Source organism: Carboxylicivirga linearis (assembly GCF_018271995.1).
Lineage (GTDB): Bacteria > Bacteroidota > Bacteroidia > Bacteroidales > Marinilabiliaceae > Carboxylicivirga > Carboxylicivirga linearis.
In genome coordinates this window covers 64,172-85,705 of record NZ_JAGUCO010000022.1, presented here as the reverse complement: position 1 = coordinate 85,705, position 21,534 = coordinate 64,172, and the positions used below count along the sequence as shown (strand labels likewise).

The window sequence follows — 21,534 nt, the reverse complement described above, 5'->3', positions numbered from 1 at the left end:
ATGGGCCGATCGGTTTGTACAAATACCTTTTCGTTATGATGAATGGTTTGATGAAGCTGGAGCTTTTTAATAATTTCTTCTTGCCAGCTTTGGGCCGATACTGGAGATATTAAAGCAAGAGAAATTAGCACCAAAAATGCAATGGTAATAAAGGATGGTTTAGGGTCGGTTACATTCATTAGGGATTGGATTTTAGTTAGTTGTTGACAAACATAAAATAACGATATAAATAACTTATCATATCATTATTTTATATTTATCAAAAATCATACCAAAAGGCGCACAAGTTATCCCTTTAAATCACTCATAACTAATCATCTCGTTTAGATACTTCATTTGGTTTAAAATATCCAAATCCGGTGGAAGTATCCAGCTATCGCGCCATTGTGCAGGATCGTACTGAACATTAGTCTTCAATAACTTTTTCCATGTCTTAGGAATCTCTGACTCTATACCTTTATATTCCTCCTGAGAGATGCTTACCCAGTTTATTTCCTGTTTAATTCTCTTCTCTTCTCCATTTAAAGTAAACGAAAACTGATGCACGGCAAAATCCGGTTCCCAGTATTCTCCATTAAACTTCCAGGTCATTTCGCGATGTTCATTCAGTAATTCGAAATTTTGTTGCGAACCATATTTTACAATAAACATATCGGGCATTAGGTATTTCGATGCTTTCTCGCTGTATTTCCATGAAGCCCATGCTACACCATAGGTCTCGGCATCAATCAATAATTCTCCCTGGTAAAAAGCATATGCGATATCATCATATTGATCAAAATGAATTCGGTACATTTTTCTACCTTGAAACTTTGTTTCTCCCACTAATACATATGCATATTCTTTCTGGAAGTTAAGATCTAAAAATGATTGTAAGTCAAATAACGGATCCCTCCATTTAACTTCACCATTTTTTATTTTAGAGTCAAACCTGATTTTTCTTCGCTTGTCAACAGACTGGAACTCCCCTCCTCCTGTTATTTTACTCTGAATAGGAATAGTTACCTCAGCCATATTAGGCCACTTTTGAATAAAATTATAATCTTTTATCTCATGCAAATTAATACCATCATAAATTGTCTGACGGAAAGCACCTTTGAAAAATATATTTTTTGAATTACGATTTTTGAATCTGCTTCTATAGACTTTTTTGATAATATCCAGACCATTCTCCTCTATTAGATTAAGATTCTCTTTAGCTAGCGTCTTTTTATTATTTATGAGTTCCTGATAGCTACATTGAATGTCTTTATATCCGGGCTTTTCTATTAATAATTGACTTGTTGGTGTAATTTGTGATTGATCAACCTCAAACAAACCATCTGTTGATGTATACGTGCTCCATGTTTTATCAACACTTGAAATACGGGCAAAGGCTGCCGGGGTTAAATCGGGTAATAACAAATGAGTCTGAAAGGCCTCATTAGATCCGCCGACTGGTATAATTACCCTTTCCGGTTCAACATACTGCTCATACATAAATAATGAATCAGGAGTTTGATAAATTCTGCTACCTATCTTTCCATCATTTGAAACACCATTCATCTCAAGCCTTATTTTATTTGATACATCAGAGGCATAAAAACTAAACTCAGCTTTTCCGAACTGATCTGTTTTAAGCACTGGAAACCAAGCCAGCGTATTGCGTTCATCAGCCCATACACTATCATTTAATGCGGTTGAATAATCAAAATGATAATATTCTTTCTTTCTTTTAAATCCTCTTAAAGTAAGATTTGAAATACCTTTATAAGCAACTGTACTATATAAACCGCCACCAGCTTTAGTGTAAATTGACAAGATAGCAGGTGGTGTTGATTGTAAATCCGACTCCGTGATCATATCATCCATTCTTCCATCTAGTGTAGATAAATCTCTCTGTTCGTTGCTATAAAAACGGGCATCGTCAATTAACTGAGCTCTATCCGAGGGAGAGTCAGGAAATAACAGATCCATTGATTTAACTTCTTTTGGGTCCAATGTTATTAAATCATCAATGGTATAAGTACCAAAAACACCTCTCATCTGACCTTTTATATTAGATGCTCCCACCATCTTACCGTCAACATAAACATAAAAGCGATGCCTTCTTTTTCCTATTAACTGAAAATATATTGCTGATGTTGAGCCTGAGGAATCAACATCACCAGACTGAGAAATCTTCGATACATTCATTTCATCTGTAATTGTAGAGATTCGTAATTCCGGAAAAGCATCGTATAAAAGAGCAAAAACACCATCGTACCATGGTTGATCTTCCATCTGTTCTTCTATTTGCATTTCGCCAACCGAGTAATCAGCTGTACCGTATTTTTCATTCATCTCTTCTTTAGCCGATTTCTTTGTATCGGCCTTTACGGCTACTTCTTCAATTGAAACATCGGTAGTAACCACAAAGGTATCTTCTACCACTACCCTTGCTAATTCCTTTTGCAATACATCTTTTGATAATTGTATATTTTTAATGTCTACCTCCTGATCTTCTTCTGAAGGTAAATAGGCCATGCTTAAATAATCAAAACGATCAACACTTTTGGGTTGATACATACTTTGTACGTCCAGTTTGTAATCCTTTTTATTGTCTTTTTTACTTTTAGTCTGAAAAACAACTTTTTTACTTCCATAAAAATCATTCATTATAAAAGTAAATTCACCGTTTTCATCTACCTGTTCGCTATAACTATTAAATACACTACCGGCAACCATCGTTACATTGGCCCCTTGTGGTACTTTATCTTTCCCCCACACCGATCTTACTTTACCTTTTACATAAATACCCGGTTCTTCAAAGTAATTTGGAAGAGCTAGTGAATCTGACAAAACTTCTTCCCATTGATATCTACGCCAACCATTGGTTAACATTAATAAGTCGGACTTAAAATTACCTTCACCGGAATCATCAAATAAAACAGGTTCGTTCCATTTTAACAAAGGAAGATCGGAGTATAACGACATGTATTCAGTAAGATCCGGAGACCTGTAAGCCCTATCCGGAACTCGTGATGCATCTGTGGCTGCAACAGAGAAAACTCCCTCAACAGGATCACCAAAATGATCAGTGACTTCAACACCTAAAGTAATTTGTCCTCGGCTATCATTGGGTAATGATTTTTCATTGACTTTAATATTCAGCGCATCTCCCTTTTTAATAAACAATAAACGTTCGGCTCTGGCCATTTTATTTCCATCGAATAAGGTAAACTGAACAATACCGTTCTTAAAATCCTTTTTATCCATTTCTACAACAATATTGTCTCTCCCTCTTAAATCGATATTTAAAGCATTTTTAGGCTGCCCGTTTTGTACGGCCAACAGAAACACTAAACTATCAGAAGCTATATTTCCTTTCTGTGATATAGATATTTGAACAGGTTTATCTTTCCCCCTATCTGATACACTCATTGCCAAACCTGATGTTTGAGCATCGGGAAGTTTATATTTTTCAGCTTCATTTGGCAAACCAACCTCCTTAATGTAGTACTCTTTACCTTCCTGAGGTGTAAGCATAAAAAATCCTTTCCCTCGCCACAAGGTTTTGGCAGCTGCAACTATTTGCCCGGTATTATCTTCAACCATTCCCATAAAACTCTGAGGTATTCCTAAACCATCAATCACCTCAAAAGCAACTTTACTAGGTACACCCGTTAACAAATCTCCTCCTTCAGGATAGAAAGATATAATTCGTTTGATTTTTTGCTCCTCAACCTCTGTCAACTCATTTGGCTCATTATCTATATCAACCTTAGTTGAAGGCTCAACTGATTCTGTTGCTTCATTAGTACCTGAAACAACAATTTGTTTCGAAAAGTAAAATCTACTTCCTGCATTACGCATCCAATTGGTGTAAGCTATCAGGTAATATGTTCCCGGCTTAGTAGTATGTTTCAATTCGAATTGCCCTGATACCAACCCATTTTCAATCTTAAACATCTCCTTTGAATTGATGGTTTTATCAGGTTTTAGCAATTCAACATGCAAAACCACCTCATTCATATTTAAGGTTTGTGTACTCGCATTCAATACAAAAGCATTAAACCAAATGGTTTCGCCCGGCAAATAAATAGGTCGATCGGTTTGTACAAATATTTTTTCCTGATGATTAATATTTTGATGTAGTTTAAGCTTTTGAATAATATCGGATTGCCACGATTGGGCAAACATATCAGATAATGAAACAAATAATAAGCAGATTACAATAAGGGTCTTAAAATACATTTTAAGGTTAAGGTGATTTTTAATCATGAAGTTTTGAATTTAGATAGCACTCTTGATTTATAGCATAAATATAGCAATTAACTTATCATATTAATACTAATTATTCAGCTTTCACTATAAGAAATTTAAGACTCTTTTATGCTAACTATTTATGTTGATGAACTATTTATAATTAAAAGCTTGAATGCTTTTATTCTGCACTAATTATGAAAGTTATAATAATTACCTGAAAGGTATAAACTGATAAAAGCAGGTATAGAGATACTAAATATTCAACTTTACTTGTCAAAAACGATGTTATAAATGCCAATTTATTATTACAAGAAGCTAAAAAACACGTTGCAATCATCCAAAATGGGGAGTATTCAATAAACTGTGTCAATTACAACTATATAAAACAAAGAAAAAGAGGCCATCCTTAAAGGACAGCCTCTTGAAAAACATGGTTAAAGATCAGAATTCAGATCTTCAATTATTAAAACTAGTTATTAAACACTTTAAATACTTCAACCTTACCGTCGCATTCAACTTTAAGGATATAAATACCTTTAGCATTAACGTTTACTTTTTGTGTAGCAGCCGCCGCATTTTGTTGCGATACAACTTTACCACTTAAGTCATAAACAGTAACAACTGACGCACTTCCTGATGTTTCAACGGTAAATTCTCCACTTGCTGAAACAGTTGGATATACTTTAATTACAGACTCTTCTAACTTATCTGTATTAGTTGCTCCATCTTCCATAAAATTAATAGTGTAAGTCAATTCTATGCCGTTAACTCCTTCTAAAGATAATGTTGTTGAACCAGGAACGCTTCCATTAACAGTCATCATAAATGCATTTGCATCAGCTTTTGTAGCATCTACTTCAAAAGTTGGAGTAGTTCCAGCCTCGTAATAATAATCATAAGTTAATACGGCTGGAGAAAAATCAGCTATTGGTGTTTCATTTACCGTAAGCTCAGTTAAAGTAGCCTCAGTAACATCATATAACTCCCAGTTATCAATGTAACCTACTGTACCATCTAACGACCAATTATTGAAATACATTAAACCTGTACCGGCTCCTGTATTAGCTTGGAATAAAGTATCTATTTCTTCCCATGTTTGATTTAATGATGACATTACAACAAATGTTTCATTTGTGGAAGATCCGTCAGTTAAACCTATTCTAAATTCACTTTCTTCAACATATACCATTGCTTTTAACTGGTAAATGGCATCTCCTACAAAGTTGATTGAACTTACATCAATTGATCCTTCTCCATCAGGACCTACTTTACCACTTGTTACACCACAATAAGTATAATCTAAATCGGTATTAAGTGATTGAGTTCCCCAACCGCCAAAATTACCTAAGTCAGATATAGTTGGATCACTAACTAAATTAAATCCAGGATACATATCGGTGAAACACTCCTCTTTAAAATCTATAGTATAAGTCAACACTGTCTGTTTATCAGCCGAAGTAACAATAATTTCAATTGAACCCATTCCATCAACAATAGCAACCGTTTCAGGATTTGAAGATAAATTAGTAGTTGCATTTTCATCTACTAACTCAACAGTAACATCCACACTTGTAACACCTGCAGGAACACCAGCTACATAACTGCTTGTTTTGGCATCAAATTCAGGCATAAGAATCACACCTTCTGATAAAGTTATATCAGAAACAATCGCTTCTTCAATAAAATTAATTGTGTAGGTTAAGGTTATACCGTTTGGTCCGGTAACCTCAACAGTAGCCGTTCCAGGTAATTCTGTAACGTTAGTAATTACCGGAGTAACCCCTTCAGTAGCCGCAGTAGCTGTAACTGCTAATGTTGGAGTAGTTCCGAATGCATAATAATAATCGTAGGTTAAATCAGCAGGAGAAAAACCTTCAATTGATACATCATCAACTTTAATATCAGTTAATGTTGCTTCTGTTACATTATACATCTCCCAGTTATCTATATATCCTGTTGTTCCGCTTAACGACCAGTTATTGAAATACATTAAACCTCCATCACCGGCTCCCGAAGTAGCCTGGAATACCGTATCAATTGTTTCCCATTGCTGATTTAAAGTAGACATAGTTACAAATGTTTCAGAACCTGATCCATCATCCATACCTATTCTAAAAGTACCTTCCTCAACATAAACCTGAGCTTTTAACTGATAAATTCCTTCTGCTACAAAACTTATAGGATTAACATCAATAGAACCCGCATCACCAGGACCAATTTTACCACTTGTTGCGCCACAATAAGTATAGTCAAAATCTGTATTAATCAATTGAGTACCCCAACCACCAAAGTTACCTAAATCAGAAACCGTTGGGTCTCCAACTAAATTAAAACCAGGGTACATATCAGTAAAACATTCCTCTTTAAAGGCAACTGTATAGGTCTCTTGAGTTGTACCATCCTCAGCAGTTACAACAATATCAACAGATCCAAGTCCATCAGTGATGTCAACTGTTACTGTGTTGTTAGTTAAATCGGTTGTTGCATTTTCATCTGTAGTTGTAACCGTTACATCAACGCTTGTTGTTCCAGTTGGTATACTTGCAACATACGACATTGTTTCTGCATCAAAAACTGGTATTATAACATTATCATCAGACAAAGTTATGCCAGACAATGAAGCATCAGTATTTGCTCCATAGTAATACAATTCAAAATCTTCAAGAGCAGTCCAGTTACAAGCTATATCACCAGTTAAAACATAACCAATAGTTAATTCTCCATCTGTTACATGCACATGATCGACCCAATACTTACCACCAGCACTCACTTCAGTAGAGTCATCTCCACATTTCAAGAAAGCTCCTGTATGTAAAGGATTTAATCCTTGTTGTTTCACTGCATGAGCATTAAAGCTAACAGCATAAAATCCACTAGATAATCCGGTAAGAGTTTGTGTTATACTACTTTCTGCTAAATTACCTGGTTCATCAATATATTTTTCAATTAAAATACCATCTCTGTCATATCCAATCGGCGTTGTCCAATCATTAGTTACAAAACCATCATTTGTCCAATCCGCAAGTCCATTAGCAAAGCCAGGATCAGTAATTGAACTGGTAACATCAGTTCTGTTCAATGCTGTTAACAATTCACCAATAGCAGTATTTATATCATCAATCACATCAGCGTTATACGTAGCAATATAAGAGGTTAAATCTATATCACCTCTCATCTGAGCATATGTCATATACTTGTGCATCTCCATTTTTGCCTGATACAAATCGTAGCCTACCTGAGATACAAATATCCAATTGATATAATCATCATCAGCTGTTCTAATATGCCTTACCGCATTCGTAAATCCTCTATTTGTTTCTTCAGGTACAAGTTCAGTACCTACAAATTGATCTGCGGCATAAAAAGCGGCTGTATCGGCTACTTGTATTCTATAAACATGATTATCTGCATCAATCTCACTAATATTGTATGTATTATATGAACTATTATCAGTATAAATACTTCCACCGTCAATGGCAAACAGATAATTATTATTTACATCACTACCACCATTATTATATTGAAAAGTCCAATAGTTTGCACTGGTGTTTACACATGTCCACATATTTATTGCTGTGGAAGCATTGGCATAAGGCTTTTCGGTAACGGTAGCCATGGTTCCCCAATTAGCACCACGATTTAAATATCCATTACACCCCAAATTATAAATAAAATAAGTGGTTTCGCTTACAGGCTGTTCTCCTACTAAACTGGGAGCATCCCATTCCTGGGCATTTACGCCTGATATTCCAATCATTGCAGTCAACAACATAGCTGTGACCGTCTTAAATAAAAGATAGATTTTTTTCATATTATAAAATATTAGTTAAGTAGTCAATGAAGGTATTACTATCCCTTTAACTCAATAACACACTTCATACGACCTTGAAATAAATTTTTAATAAGTTAGTTCACTGACATCACACTTACACTTTAGGTAGCTTAGGCATTTAAACTTATGTAATTAATTGATAAGTTAGTACCATTACTATTGATATATAAAAGCTACCGTAAAGATTTATGTGATTTAGGAGTTGATGTTTTTGGGGTTATAATTTAAACGAAAAACAAACAAACTTAAGTCTCTTGCTATTGAAAGACCTGGAGACAATAAACTGAGTAGAATATTTTTCACAATTCAAATATTTAAGTTAGATTTTATGTTAGCTATTTAAATATAGAAACTAATATTTTACTTTATTATCATTTTTTCACATTTAAAGTCGAAAAAGTAGAACCTTTGCACAAAACGCATGTACATATTTCCATAGACAAACCATATCATATTGATTTAATGCGATATATTAATGGAATATCTTCCAACGTAAATTTTAACATTTATCAAAAAAAATAATGACACATGCCGATTCTAACCATGCTTTTGGATGATAGAATGGAAAAAAATAGAATACAACTACAATAATCTCCTTCTATAAATCCTAACCATTTAATTAATTTTGATGACAAACCACCTTTGACATGAATGTATCATTTCAAATAAATTGTAGATTTTATGACAAAAAAAGCCACCGCTTGGGTGGCTGCAATAATTAATCTGAATTAGGGGAAACTCAATTAATTACTACTGGAATCTAACTGTGAATTCGTAATGTTTTATATCTATAGAAATTTTATATGATACTATTTCTTTTCCTTATAACTTCCCTCCAATACTTCAAATGGATATTTCACTATTAGGTAGATGGTTAGTTAATGTTTGAGATCTTTCAAGCTAATCGTGTTTATCCGCACTAAAGAAGGATATCACTTGCCTTAACTGATCTGCTTGGCCAGCCAATTCCTCGGCACTTGAGGCTAATTCTTCACTTGAAGATGCATTTTGCTGAGTAACACCGTTAAGTTGCTGAATTGCATTATTGACTTGTGAAGCACCGTTATTTTGTTTCATACTTGAAGCCGATATCTCTTGAATCAATTGAGAAGTATGCTCTATTTTAGGTATTGTCTCTACCATTACTTTTCCTGTTTCTTCTGATAGCTGCAAGCTGGATTGAGCTAATCCTACAATTTCTTCAGCTGCTTTTTTACTATTCTCAGCCAATTTTCTGACCTCCTGAGCAACTACCGCAAATCCTTTACCATGTTCGCCCGCTCTTGCGGCCTCTACTGCTGCATTTAATGCCAAAATATTTGTCTGAAATGATATATCATTGATAATGGTAATTTTCTCTGCAATTATCTTATTCGCTTCCACTGCCTTTTCCGACTTTTCCGAGACTAACTTAATACTGTTATATGCATCTACTGAAGCCTGAGCAGTCTGTTGAGCATTGTGTGTATTCTGACCAATATTTGAGATGATCTCTTCCATTGTTGATGATACCTCTTCCAAAGAACTTGCCTGCTCTGTAGCTCCCTGCGATAATTGTTCAGAGGAACCACTCATTTGACTACTGGCACTTGCTAGTTGTTCGGAGTTGGTAATCACATCTCCAATAATATAATTTAGCTTTTCAATTAGAGATACCAAAGAGTTATTCAAGATACCCAATTCGTTAGTTGAATTTGATTTTTGAATATCAAGATTTAAATTACCATTGGATAATTCATTAACCTTGTTGATTGACTTTTCCAGAGGGATCCTCAGAATCTTATTAATATATATAAACACACCTGTACCCACAATAACATTGAATGGAGTAACTATATACTGATAGATCCCTTGAAAATGAAACTCTATAGCCTTTGCCGCTACCACAAACAAGGTAAATGACACGGTTAGCATACTAAACTGGAACATAATTGATTTTTTGAAGATTAATCTCAGAATCAATATCGCTACTGGTAGGGTAGCAGCAGTTTTTAATAATTCACTCACAAAATCACTCATAACAGATCTTCTTAAAATATTAGATTTGACTTTTTTGATAATACTCGGTCAATAACATCATCCAACCGTTTAGAAACATGAGGCTTATATATATAACCATTAAAACCTAAATCTATAATTGGTTGTATGATGACATTCTCATAATACATTGTTAAAGCTATAACAGGTATTTTAGGATATAACTCTCTTATTTCTTTAACAGCATTTACTCCATCCATGACAGGCATATTAAGATCAGTAATAATAATATCAGGCTTGTTGAACTTACATGCCTCTAACAGTTCTACTCCATTAGAGCACGAATGAATGACATTATATGAGGTATTTTTAGAAAGCAAGAATACCATTGCTTCTAAAAAATTCTCATTATCGTCTGCGATTATTATACTGATCTTTTTTTCTTTCATCACCTTAGATGTAACACTGATATTTACGGCGATAAAAAAATGAAGTTGGTTAAGTTTACTTCAGAAATAAATGCGGTATACTTAACAGCTAGAATGTGGTTTACCACATTTAAGTGGTGGAAAAGTGAATCGTTATATTGAGACGATTTTGTTTTTTATAGCCCAGATGATTAACCCGGCATTGTTTTTTTGGTTCGTCTTTTGCATCAATCGCGATTTAGTGCTCTCAACTGTACGAAGGCTAACAAATAACTTTTCAGCAATTTCTTTATTACTCAACCCCTGGCAAATTAATTGAATAATATGGGTTTCGCGATCGGAAAGTTTGAGCAGTTCCTTTTTTTCTTTAATAATTTCTTCTTCGATACCCTGCATCTCAACAATAACAGTCCGAAGTATCTCCTGAGAAAAATAACTATCTCCATTATAGACTTCTTCAATAGCCTTTCTTAATGTATTAACAGACGATTGTTTTAGTACAAATCCTTTAGCCCCGGCGGTAACCATTTTATAATAAAACTTGCGATCAGAGAACATGGTGAGAGCGATAATCTTTAGGTCGGGATTACTTGATAATGCAAGAAGTGTCATTTCAATGCCATTCATAACAGGCATATCAATATCAGTCAATACGATATCCGGATCAATTGAATCCAGGTTGTCAATAAACTCTTTGCCATTATTAAATTCACCAATTACGTTAAACTCCTCTACTTTATTAAGTTGAAGTTTAATTCCTTCCATTACAATTGGTAAATCTTCAATAATGACTATATCAATCATATGTAGTTTGTTTTTATAGATAAATTTACTTCAACACCCTTACCTTCTTCTGTATAATAAGTTGAACTACCACCTATTTGTTTGATTCGATTTTGTAAATTTAATAATCCAAAACCTTTTTTATTAATAAGTGCCTGATTATAATCAAAACCTTCTCCGTCATCGAAGAATTTAACCTTAAGAAACCCATTAGATTCATTGTAATCAAATATTAGGGTAATAGTCTTTGCCTGAGAATATTTAATTGAATTATTTATCAACTCTACTAAAATACGATAGAAAGTAAATTTAATGGTTTCTTCAAATGTTCCTTTTAAGTTTGATTTAATGACAAATTTAATTTCTGAAACCTTCTGCAATTTTTCGATAAAAGACCTGATAGCGCTTACCACACCATATTCTGTCAATATCATTGAACTTAAATTATTAGATATCTCCTTTATGGTGTTGGTTGCGTCTTCTAATAACGAGTATGCGCGACTACTATATTCTCTAATATTATCTATATCATTTTCATCATGAATCGTATCAAGATAAATCAAAGTTGTTGAAATTAAAGGCCCTAAGCCATCGTGGAGTTCCTTTGCATACCTCTCTCTTTCTTTTTCTTCAGACTGAATCATTGTTTTAAAAATTTCACGCTGCAGCTTCTTCCTTTCTCTAATATCTCTTACAATCACCCACAGTCCTCCTTTAAAAGCTTCCGTACTATATGGACTGACTTCAACAGGTATTGGCATTCCGTTTTTATGCATAAGTAAGACTTCTCTACTGGCTTTATTAATGATTGTTTCCAGTATAGCATCCCATTCAATATCCTGATTATACAATAATGTTTTATAGTTGTATCCTTCTAATTCCGATAACTCATACCCTATTAATTTTGAAAAGCTCTGATTGCAGTTGACTATAAAATAGTTATGATCGAAGAACACAAAACCATCCCTACTATTCTCGAAAATATCTTTATATCTATTCTCTGATAATTGTAAGGCTTTTAACGAATAGGATAGCTCATTTGATTTAACATTTAAGTCCTTGATGGAATCAATAAACAACTTATAAAATACGTGTGTAGACAAAATAACCACAAGTAAAACGAAAACATAGGAAGAACCTACTGCCAGCCAGGCTGATGTATAATCCTGATATTGGTTAAAGTCGATATTTAATTGAACGAGCTTGAAATGGTGTAAAAAGAAAACCGAAATAAATAACACTATAAATACAGCAGAATAAATATAGCTAACCTTTCGGCCATATAGCAGGGTGGCCAGGGATACAAGAACAATTATATAATAGGCAGCATTAATTAGTTTGAAATTAATCATACCAGAGACTGCTATTATCATATAGACAATAAATAGAATATGTGCTTTTAGCTTGAGAGGTATCTTTTTTCTAAAATAATACAACACTAAAATAACGCACATAATAAGAATATGCACTAAAAACAAAGGTTGCCAACCTACATCTACTAAACGCAATAAACTAGGTACAACAGCAACAAACATAAATATTACGGTAGATGTTAAGGTAATATTTATGATCTTTTCACGAATCTTATCTATTTGATTCTGAAGATTCATTAATAATTATGATTTTAAGTTATAGTCCTACTATATCAATAAATATAAAGAATTAAAATTGATGAAAACAAAAAAAGCCATCCCGTTGGATGGCTTCATCATAATAAACAAGTAAAACTACCTAATTATGATTTTAACAACCTGTACTTGTACCTTATTTTCAACTTTTAATAAATAAACTCCTGCTCCCACTTTAAAGTCTATTTGATTAGCTACTACTAACCCTTTTTCAACTTGTGTTCCACTCATATCATATAAATAATATGTAGCATCCTGTGTATCAATTCCGTTTAATGTCACTACTCCATTACTAGGATTAGGTGAAACAGAGAACCCATCTATTTCAACATCACCAATAGCTGTAGCACCAGACCACTTGGCGTAAACAGTAATATCACCTGTTGAACCACTTGTAATTTCAGTAATTTCAGTTCCTTCCTGAAAATCAACTGTTGTATACCACCCAACAAACTCAAATCCATCTTTTACTGGAGTATTTAAAACTATCGTAGCATCGGTTACCTTATAGGAGGTTTTATAATATTGTCCATTTTTATCTCCACCATCAAGTTCATACGTAATATTGTATGTAATGGTTAAATACTTAGCATAAAGAGTAAGATCTCCGGTTGTATTTACAGGAATAGATGTAGTATAAGAATCTCCAGAGAAAGTACTTGGAGCTGTATACTCGGTATACCACTTATAAAATTTATAACCGGCAGCATTAGGAACAGCAGGTTCCAAAGTAACTTCATCAGCAACGGTATAATTGGTAACTGTATTAGAATGCGTTCCATCTAGTGCATCAAATGAGATCGAGTAAACAACAGGATCAGAATATTTAGCGTAAATATTTATAGTCATCTGACCATCTACATCTGTAGCAACTAGAGTTCCGTTATCAATTGCTGCCTGATTAACAACAGTAATTTCAGTTCCTTCCTGATAATCTGCTGTAGTGTACCATCCAACAAAAGTTGAATAACCTTCTTTTGCAGCGTCACCTAATGTTATATCTTCAGATAATGCATTAAAACGATCAAGATTAGAATGTGTCCCTCCTTCTGTTACATAGTTTATATAGTAAGTTGTTGGCGCACCATAAGAAAATAACTCGTGATGCGTTGTACCTCCTTCATCACCGCCATCTTCATCAACAGCTGAAAAATAAACTTTCCCATTAAACACATGAGGCTCACTGGCTCCAACAAGATCTCCACTCACATTTTTAATTTCATTACCATCAAAATTAAATAAACAACTTTGAGATCCGGTATAAGTAACACCATCAGTATCGTAGAATCTTTCATTAGCTACAAAATAGAACATTCCATCTAACTCCTTAATATCACTTACACTTCTGAAATCACGCTCTGCCAGAATAGTAATTGCCTCTTCTCCCGTTAGGGCAGGATCGTACATAAACATTCTTCTTTGATCATTTGTAGCTCCAGCTGGTTTTCCTTTAAAGATCAACTTACCTTGCCATTCGCCCAATAAAGCTAACATTGTATTTTGCTCGACTGCACTATTGATATCTGCCACTAATTCAGGTTGGCTACCTTGAGTTTTCCAAACTAAATTTTTACCATCATTAAAATAAACGCTACCTTCTATAATAGTAAAATCTTCAACATAATCGTCTTGATCAGTTACTAGATCGAAGAATTGTGCATTAACACCTCCAAAAAAACTACTTGCTGTGACACATAACTGATACCCTAAAGAAGCGTTTGTCGGATCTTTTGCATACAAAAATGTTATATCACGAGGGCCGCCAAGGTAACTAACCAGATTTGAAGGATTCATATCAAATAATGGTGTTTGACCATTAATTCTTATTGATGGACTAGTCGCTTCACCATCCCATTCTAACAAATAGATAGTTTCATCAGTTTCATCATCCGGATTTTTACCGGCGAAAACAACCTTATCACCGCCAAAAGGGCTTATCACAGTAGGATTATTCCCTGTTGTCCATGTAGCTACTGCTTCATAGTCACCAGTTAAATCATTAATTTTAAACAACTTCTCACCTTCTGCGTCATTAGCAGTAAAATAAATCGTATCGTTTAATACAAAATAGTTTTTTGGGTTTGATTGCATTCCTAATTCTGAACCTGGATTAATATCACATGCAACAAAATTAGTAGCTGTTCCATCAGTTACAAATGGCTCATAAAACACGGTATATGCACCAAAGAAATATCTCGCAGCTTCTCCTCCTGAAAATACCATCATAGAAGAGTTACTTGTTAAGCTATTAGGAGAAGTACCCCATTCATTACTTGTTGGCTGATAATCTTTAACAATCTCGACTGTTTGCCCCATTGACAAAACTGAGATCGCAAGAAATAAGAATCCAATGTAAATTTTTTTCATTATCAAATTATTTAGGTTAATACTATAATGCACCTTTGCACTAATGATGATATCCTAAAATTAGATGATCGAAATTGACCGTTGAGTTTATGTAGCATATCAATTTTACCCCTACACATAAAACCACCATATAACTATTGCTATTAGGTAAATCATGACCTTATCGCCACCACTACATCACTACACTAACACTTATTAAACAATCACTTAAACAAATATTAATTGCAATTATCTATTTAAACAAAAACCTAGTTAATATTTACTCATCCCCTATTTTTCAAACCTTCTTTATTGAAATTTCATTATTTACTTCAACACCACCTAAGAAAATATCACAGACCATATCTTAATTCATATAAATAGATATTTCAATCCCGAAAAAACATCATACTTAACTATTTTGATACTCTAAGACCATCAGAATTACACCTACCATACTTAACATACAGGTTAATCAATCCATTTATATAACGTCTAGGTAATTATGCAGACCTATAGCAAGTGCTTGCTAAAACGAAAACAAACCCCATTTCGGAGTTGTATTTTGTTCTTTTTTGCAAATCAAAGCTTGCACTTACTTATCTTTAATGCGGAATTGAAATCTTGTCTCATAACAGAAATTGGACAATTGTAAACATGCCCCCAAGAGAGGCTATTATTATTTTCTACAACCACTTAACGTCCATCATTTGATAAAAAACAAGGGCCACTCAAATGAGCAGCCCCTGTTACCGTAATACTACACTAACTAATCCAATTCTACTTTTTAGCAATTTTACAATGTTCTATAATCAAAATGTTATAGGCAAAACCAGCATACGGGTGATCAGATGGTCCTGTTATCTGTGCCAGGTAACCTTCATCAAAAATTATTTCTTGCGCTTGTAAATCATATGTACCTATAGCTTCAGGATAACGTTTAATTGCGTCATTTCCTTCGTTGTTTACATACCATTCCCAGCCAAAAAAGGTCAGTTGGATTTCTATACCAAAATAAGGATCTATAACCTCTTTATAACTCTGATCAGCTTCCATAATAACTTCATTGGTTTCCGCATCAAAGCGTAAACGCACCTCCTGATTCACACCTAACAAACCTTTTACCAATAATCGGTCATCTCTGCCTTCAATAGTATCAGGTCTTATTTCAACAGGAAGAACATATGGACTTACCTTGTTCCCCTCGGTATCCGTAGCGATTGATTGTTCTACGGCTTCAAAATTATATCCAATCAAAGCAGCTAATGGATGCTCGTTGTCACTAATCGTAACCGTATGAACGGTATTAGCTTCGTTGGCTAATCCAATACCAGCATTAATTGAATTACTCTTCAATACGACATTAAACTTCTTGTCCCCATCACGCTCTTCATTATCAATAAGCTTAACATTAATATTAGCATAATGGTCTCCATCAAATATTACCGTATTGTTTGCATTCTCAATTGTAAAATCTACGCCTTCGGCTGCCGGATTACTAAATCCTTCTGTTTCAATAACAAATTCCACTTCTCCTCTGGCCGTAGATTTTGCTAGATAAACCGGAATACGCAAAGTGCGAATATCATTCTCTAATTTAGCTGATGTAGAGGTTTCGAATGCAAAGAAAGCGTCCTTATCATTAAACACTTGGCTTTCTTCTTCGCCACATGAGCTCATTAATAAAACAGTAACGAACAGTGCGGCAATATATTTAAGTCTGTTTTTCATTTCATTAATCTTTTTAGATTGAATACACTTAGTTACTATACCCTTCATTTTGCTTCATATTACCGTTGGCAAATATTTCATCCTGAGGAATTGGAAATACAAAACGATAATCCCCTGATTCCAAAACCTTTTGACGACCACTTGGCACATCCTCATCCACTCGTTCAATACCCAGATTCCAACGACGTAAATCAATAAATCGATGGCCTTCATACGCCAACTCTCTGCGACGTTCAGCCTGAAGTACACTCATGGCTAAAGATTTTATTGACATATCAATCGGATCAGGATCAGTGATACGTTTCGAACGTAACAATTCGATCTCAGCCTGAGCTTCATCCAATAAATCTTTGTTGATATATGCTTCTGCTTTAATCAATACCATCTCCGACACCCTGAAATACTTGATATCAACCACATTCATTGATCCACTTGCCCGTCCGTCGTGTTTTTTAACAACATCCTGACCATTATCGTTTTTACCAAAGTATTCAGACTTTCTGATATCATCGTCCTCATAAAAATCCATTAAGGAGTGAGAAGGATGAAAATAAATATCCTGGTTGGATGATGCAGTATAGTAATCTCCCAACCTTGATGACAATATTTCTTTTCTAAAAATCACTTCTACATCATCAGCGACTTCATCATTCCATATTTGTTGCACTTCATCTATCTCAGCTAAACGGAAGCCTCCGGTACTAATAGCCAAATCGGCTGCTTCAATAGCCATATCCCAATCGCCCATATATTGAGCAACGCGTGCTTTTAAAGCATAAGCAGCAGATTGAGTTACCCAGTAATTACCATCCACAAACTGATCTAAATCAGGTATTGCAGCATCAATATCGCTTAGTATATTCTGATAAACTTCGCCCTGTGTTAAACGTGCCGGTTCTGAAATAACCGATTGTTTCATATATGGAATACCTATGGCATTGGCACTATAATTGGGAGCATAAGCTCTTAGTACTTCAAAATGACCAAATGCACGGGTAAATAAGCATTCCGCAATGGTTTTCTTTACGGTGGCATCTTCCGGATCGAATTGAGCTGAAATCTCCAAAATACGATTGGCAGCATCAACCAAATGAGCATTACCATCCCAAACGCTTCCCATATCGTCGGTAGAAGCATTATAAGTCCAGTCATGCACGTTAACTCCCTGACCACGGTTTGATGAGGAATATCGCAAATCGTCGCTGGCATAATCTGTTACACCAACAATAGCAAATCCACCATAATAAGCCATCACTCCCACACGACCTTTTTCTAAATCTTCAATGGTAACGAATGCTTTATCGTCTGTAATTTCATCAACAGGCGACAAATCTAATTCACAGGATGTGAATAGTGTAAACATGCTGATGAAGACTGTTTGTATATTTATCAAATTAAGTCTCATTATTCATCATTTTTTAAAATGCAACATCAATACCTACAGAAAAGACACGAGGCGTAGGGTATTCAAAACTCGCAATGTTATTACTATCTTCAGGATCAAAACCAGTCCATTTTGTCCAGGTAAATAGGTTTTGAGCCTGTCCATAAACCTTTAATCCTTGCACAATACCTGTTCTTTTTAAAATGGTTTTAGGTAAGCTATAGGATAGCATTAGATTACGGAAGCGGATAAAAGAAGCATCTTCGATGTCTTTTGATGAAAATTGACGAGTTGAATGCACTCCTTGAATTTCTGTTACATCACCTGGTTGTTGCCATACATCAAGCATGGCTGTTGACATATTATATTGTGCAAAACTTGGATTTTCCTGAAAAAAGGATTGATTGTTAAATCGTGAATACCCCTGAGCAAAGTTAAATTGAGCACTTAATTCAATGCCTTTATAACTTACTCTTGTATTAAAACCACCGGTAAAAGGAGGATTAGAAGAACCAAACTCCGCTATATTATCATCGGCACTGTAATTCTCAGTTACCTGACCACCTTTAGTATAATACAAAGCATTTCCATTAGCCGGGTTTACACCTGCCCATTTAACCATGTAGTGAGATCCTAATGGTAAACCTTCTCTGATAATAGATGTACCTTGCTCAAATTCATTCACCTGCCCCAAATCAAGCACTTCATTATCATTGTATGAGAGGTTGGTTCCAACAGACCAAATGAAATCATTATTTTTAATCACATCATAGTTCAGCAATAATTCGATACCTCGGTTACGTACCTTACCGGCATTGGTTTTCTTTGCATTACCCGGTATTCCGGCCCATGATGAGAAAGTTTGAACAACAAATAAATCATCTGTAATATCATTATACACATCCAAAGAACCACTTAAGCGATTAGCCAACAAGTTGTAATCAAATCCAACGTTAAACTTCTTTGCAATCTCCCATTTTAATGTTGGATCACCTGATCTCCCCAGAACAGTACCTTTTTGATTATTATACTGAGTAGTTCCCCAGGTAGTTAATGTTTCATAATCATCCAAACCATCCTGGTTACCCGTTAATCCATAACTAATTCGGAACTTTAAGTTATTAACCCAGGTTAAATCAGTCATAAAAGATTCTCGGGTTACATCCCATGTTAAACCCAACGAATACAATGTGGCATATTTATTATCAGCCCCGAATGCAGATGAACCGTCACGACGTAAACTACCGCTAAAAGTATATTTATCGTTAAATGTATAGTTCACCAATGAAAAAACTGAAAACAAAGCACGTTCACTTTCCCCACCAGAAACGGCTGGTATAAAGTAATTACTTTCTGTATTTACTGTACCGGGAGTTCCGCTGGTCATACCCTGCAATGAGCCAGGTAACTTAGGATCCAAACCATAACCTGTAAAACCAAATCCAAAAGTGGTACGATTTACATATTCTGTTCCTACAACTGCAGATAGCAAATGTTTATCACCTATTACTTTTTTATAATCAAGTGTATTGGTAAAGTTCGCTTCCATTCTTCGACCAAAAGATTGAGATCGCTGCCCTTCACGACCTGGTTCATCATCACCAAGAATACGAGCAGAGTATGCTTCCGGACGGATTTCTCGTTCTGTTAATGTCTGACGATAATCAATACCGTATTGAGTTTTTGCAGAAAGGTCAGGTGTTATAGTCCACTCCAAATTAGCAGCTCCTACAAATTTTATTTCTTCAACCATATTGGTTGAATTTGCCATTTGATCCAATGAGTTTGAACCTACATTATCGTACTCATAATATCGCTCGGCATTTTGCTCATCGGTCAAATATGGATTTGCAAACAAATATTTACCACTATTAATATCACCTGCTGTGGTGTATGGTTCTTCCCAAGGGTTAGCCAAATAAACAGCTGCAAATGGATTTTGTAGAGCAACTCCTCCTTCACTTTCAATTTTATTAGCTGCAGAAGTTCCCATACTAGTAATAATTCCTACTTTAATCTTATCAGAAATTTTATGATCGAGATTGATACGACCTGTATAACGATTGATATCTGATCGGGGTGAAAGTCCTTCCTGGTAATAGTTCTGGAAAGAAACATAAAATTGAGTCTTTTCACTTCCTCCCATAAAATTGGCTTCAGTACTATGTGTTTTACCCATTCTAAATACCTGATCCTGCCAATTGGTATTGATACCGCGAAGACGCGCTAATTCAGCATCCTGAGCTGCACGAGCTTCATTGGATAAGGACTGGTAATTGGGATTTAACGAACTTAGTTCCCATCCCGGACCTTTCTGCGCTATTTCTTCGAACCATAATTTCTCAGCCGTATTCATCATATCAAATCTCTCTTGTGTTTTCATCGACACACCTGACTGATGACGAATATTTACTTTTGTTTTACCTTCTTTTCCTCTTTTTGTTGTAATTAATATTACACCGTTAGCAGCTCTGGAACCATAAATAGCTGTTGATGAAGCATCCTTCAGCACACTCACCGTTTCAAAATCATTGGCATTTAAGCTGGCAAAAGCACCTGCTTCGATAGGTACACCATCTACAACATACAAGGGATCATTACCTCCCATGATAGAACCATTACCACGAATTCGAACAGTAGTATTACTTGAGCCTGGTTGCCCCGAACCAGTAGAAATTTGCAAACCGGTTGTTTTTCCTTGCAACATCTGATCGAAACTTGCTACAGGAACCTGCTCCATATCTTTGGCTTCAACCACCGAGATAGCACCTTTCAATCCTACTTTTCCTTTGGTACCATAAGCTGTAACAACAACCTCTTCTACACCTAAGCTTTCGGTTTCCATTACTACATTAATAACCGATTGATTGACAATGGCTATTTCCTGGCTTTTCATTCCAACAAAAGAAAAAACCAATATTTCAGCATTTTCCGGAACATTCAGACTGTAGCTACCATCAAACATGGTAATGGTGCCAACGGTTGTTCCTTTCACCACAACCGTTGCTCCCGGAATAGGAGCGCCATCTGTGGCATCAGTCATTATTCCTGTAATCGTTTTGTTTTGGGCATTTATTATCCCACCCCCCATAATAAACAGAAGTAATAACAAGTGTATTACACGTTTCATAGAATAGTTTTTAATTATATTTTTTATCTCTAGGTAAGCAGATTTGGAATTTCAATGACCAAAAATAA

The 21,534-nt window shown here is 35.0% G+C and carries 10 protein-coding genes; all 10 read right to left on the bottom strand.

Annotation, left to right across the window (positions count from 1 at the left end; all coding sequences use genetic code 11):
• Nucleotides 1–300 precede the first annotated feature (300 nt).
• The 10 genes from KEM10_RS19110 to KEM10_RS19065 all read right to left on the bottom strand — a co-directional run bounded on the left by KEM10_RS19110 (nt 301) and on the right by KEM10_RS19065 (nt 21,466).
• On the bottom strand, nt 301–4,242 hold the full coding sequence (locus KEM10_RS19110; protein WP_212218174.1) for an MG2 domain-containing protein: 3,942 nt from the start codon (nt 4,240–4,242) through the stop codon (nt 301–303).
• Nucleotides 4,243–4,696: 454 nt separating this feature from the next.
• On the bottom strand, nt 4,697–8,038 hold the full coding sequence (locus KEM10_RS19105) for a cadherin-like beta sandwich domain-containing protein (RefSeq protein WP_212218171.1): 3,342 nt from the start codon (nt 8,036–8,038) through the stop codon (nt 4,697–4,699).
• 921 nt (nt 8,039–8,959) lie between these two features.
• Nucleotides 8,960–10,078 carry a methyl-accepting chemotaxis protein gene (locus tag KEM10_RS19100; RefSeq protein WP_212218168.1) on the bottom strand — a complete coding sequence of 373 codons (1,119 nt, stop codon included), beginning with the start codon at nt 10,076–10,078 and terminating at the stop codon, nt 8,960–8,962.
• Between the two features lie 11 nt (nt 10,079–10,089).
• Nucleotides 10,090–10,485, bottom strand: coding sequence for a response regulator (locus tag KEM10_RS19095; protein ID WP_212218165.1), 396 nt, complete (start codon nt 10,483–10,485; stop codon nt 10,090–10,092).
• A 132-nt stretch (nt 10,486–10,617) separates the two neighbouring features.
• Nucleotides 10,618–11,268 (bottom strand): response regulator transcription factor, encoded by a 651-nt coding sequence (locus tag KEM10_RS19090; RefSeq protein WP_212218162.1) that lies wholly within the window; start codon nt 11,266–11,268, stop codon nt 10,618–10,620.
• Nucleotides 11,265–12,857, bottom strand: coding sequence for a sensor histidine kinase (locus KEM10_RS19085; RefSeq protein ID WP_212218159.1), 1,593 nt, complete (start codon nt 12,855–12,857; stop codon nt 11,265–11,267). Before KEM10_RS19085 ends, KEM10_RS19090 begins: the two co-directional genes overlap by 4 nt.
• 117 nt (nt 12,858–12,974) lie before the next feature.
• Nucleotides 12,975–15,242 (bottom strand): InlB B-repeat-containing protein, encoded by a 2,268-nt coding sequence (locus KEM10_RS19080; RefSeq protein WP_212218156.1) that lies wholly within the window; start codon nt 15,240–15,242, stop codon nt 12,975–12,977.
• Between the two features lie 759 nt (nt 15,243–16,001).
• Nucleotides 16,002–16,952 carry a Calx-beta domain-containing protein gene (locus tag KEM10_RS19075; RefSeq protein WP_212218154.1) on the bottom strand — a complete coding sequence of 317 codons (951 nt, stop codon included), beginning with the start codon at nt 16,950–16,952 and terminating at the stop codon, nt 16,002–16,004.
• 28 nt (nt 16,953–16,980) lie between these two features.
• Nucleotides 16,981–18,357, bottom strand: a complete 1,377-nt coding sequence (locus tag KEM10_RS19070) for a RagB/SusD family nutrient uptake outer membrane protein (protein WP_212218151.1) — start codon at nt 18,355–18,357, stop codon at nt 16,981–16,983.
• 13 nt (nt 18,358–18,370) lie between these two features.
• Nucleotides 18,371–21,466: a SusC/RagA family TonB-linked outer membrane protein gene (locus KEM10_RS19065; RefSeq protein WP_212218148.1), complete on the bottom strand. Its 3,096-nt coding sequence runs from the start codon at nt 21,464–21,466 to the stop codon at nt 18,371–18,373.
• Between the last annotated feature and the right edge of the window lie 68 nt (nt 21,467–21,534).

What these genes read in the sequence shown, in the direction of transcription:
- KEM10_RS19075 (WP_212218154.1), bottom strand. Translation starts at nt 16,952, where the DNA reads ATGAAAAACAGACTTAAATATATTGCCGCACTGTTCGTTACTGTTTTA.
- KEM10_RS19085 (WP_212218159.1), bottom strand. Translation starts at nt 12,857, where the DNA reads ATGAATCTTCAGAATCAAATAGATAAGATTCGTGAAAAGATCATAAAT.
- KEM10_RS19110 (WP_212218174.1), bottom strand. Translation starts at nt 4,242, where the DNA reads ATGATTAAAAATCACCTTAACCTTAAAATGTATTTTAAGACCCTTATT.
- KEM10_RS19105 (WP_212218171.1), bottom strand. Translation starts at nt 8,038, where the DNA reads ATGAAAAAAATCTATCTTTTATTTAAGACGGTCACAGCTATGTTGTTG.
- KEM10_RS19095 (WP_212218165.1), bottom strand. Translation starts at nt 10,485, where the DNA reads ATGAAAGAAAAAAAGATCAGTATAATAATCGCAGACGATAATGAGAAT.
- KEM10_RS19065 (WP_212218148.1), bottom strand. Translation starts at nt 21,466, where the DNA reads ATGAAACGTGTAATACACTTGTTATTACTTCTGTTTATTATGGGGGGT.
- KEM10_RS19090 (WP_212218162.1), bottom strand. Translation starts at nt 11,268, where the DNA reads ATGATTGATATAGTCATTATTGAAGATTTACCAATTGTAATGGAAGGA.
- KEM10_RS19100 (WP_212218168.1), bottom strand. Translation starts at nt 10,078, where the DNA reads ATGAGTGATTTTGTGAGTGAATTATTAAAAACTGCTGCTACCCTACCA.
- KEM10_RS19080 (WP_212218156.1), bottom strand. Translation starts at nt 15,242, where the DNA reads ATGAAAAAAATTTACATTGGATTCTTATTTCTTGCGATCTCAGTTTTG.
- KEM10_RS19070 (WP_212218151.1), bottom strand. Translation starts at nt 18,357, where the DNA reads ATGAGACTTAATTTGATAAATATACAAACAGTCTTCATCAGCATGTTT.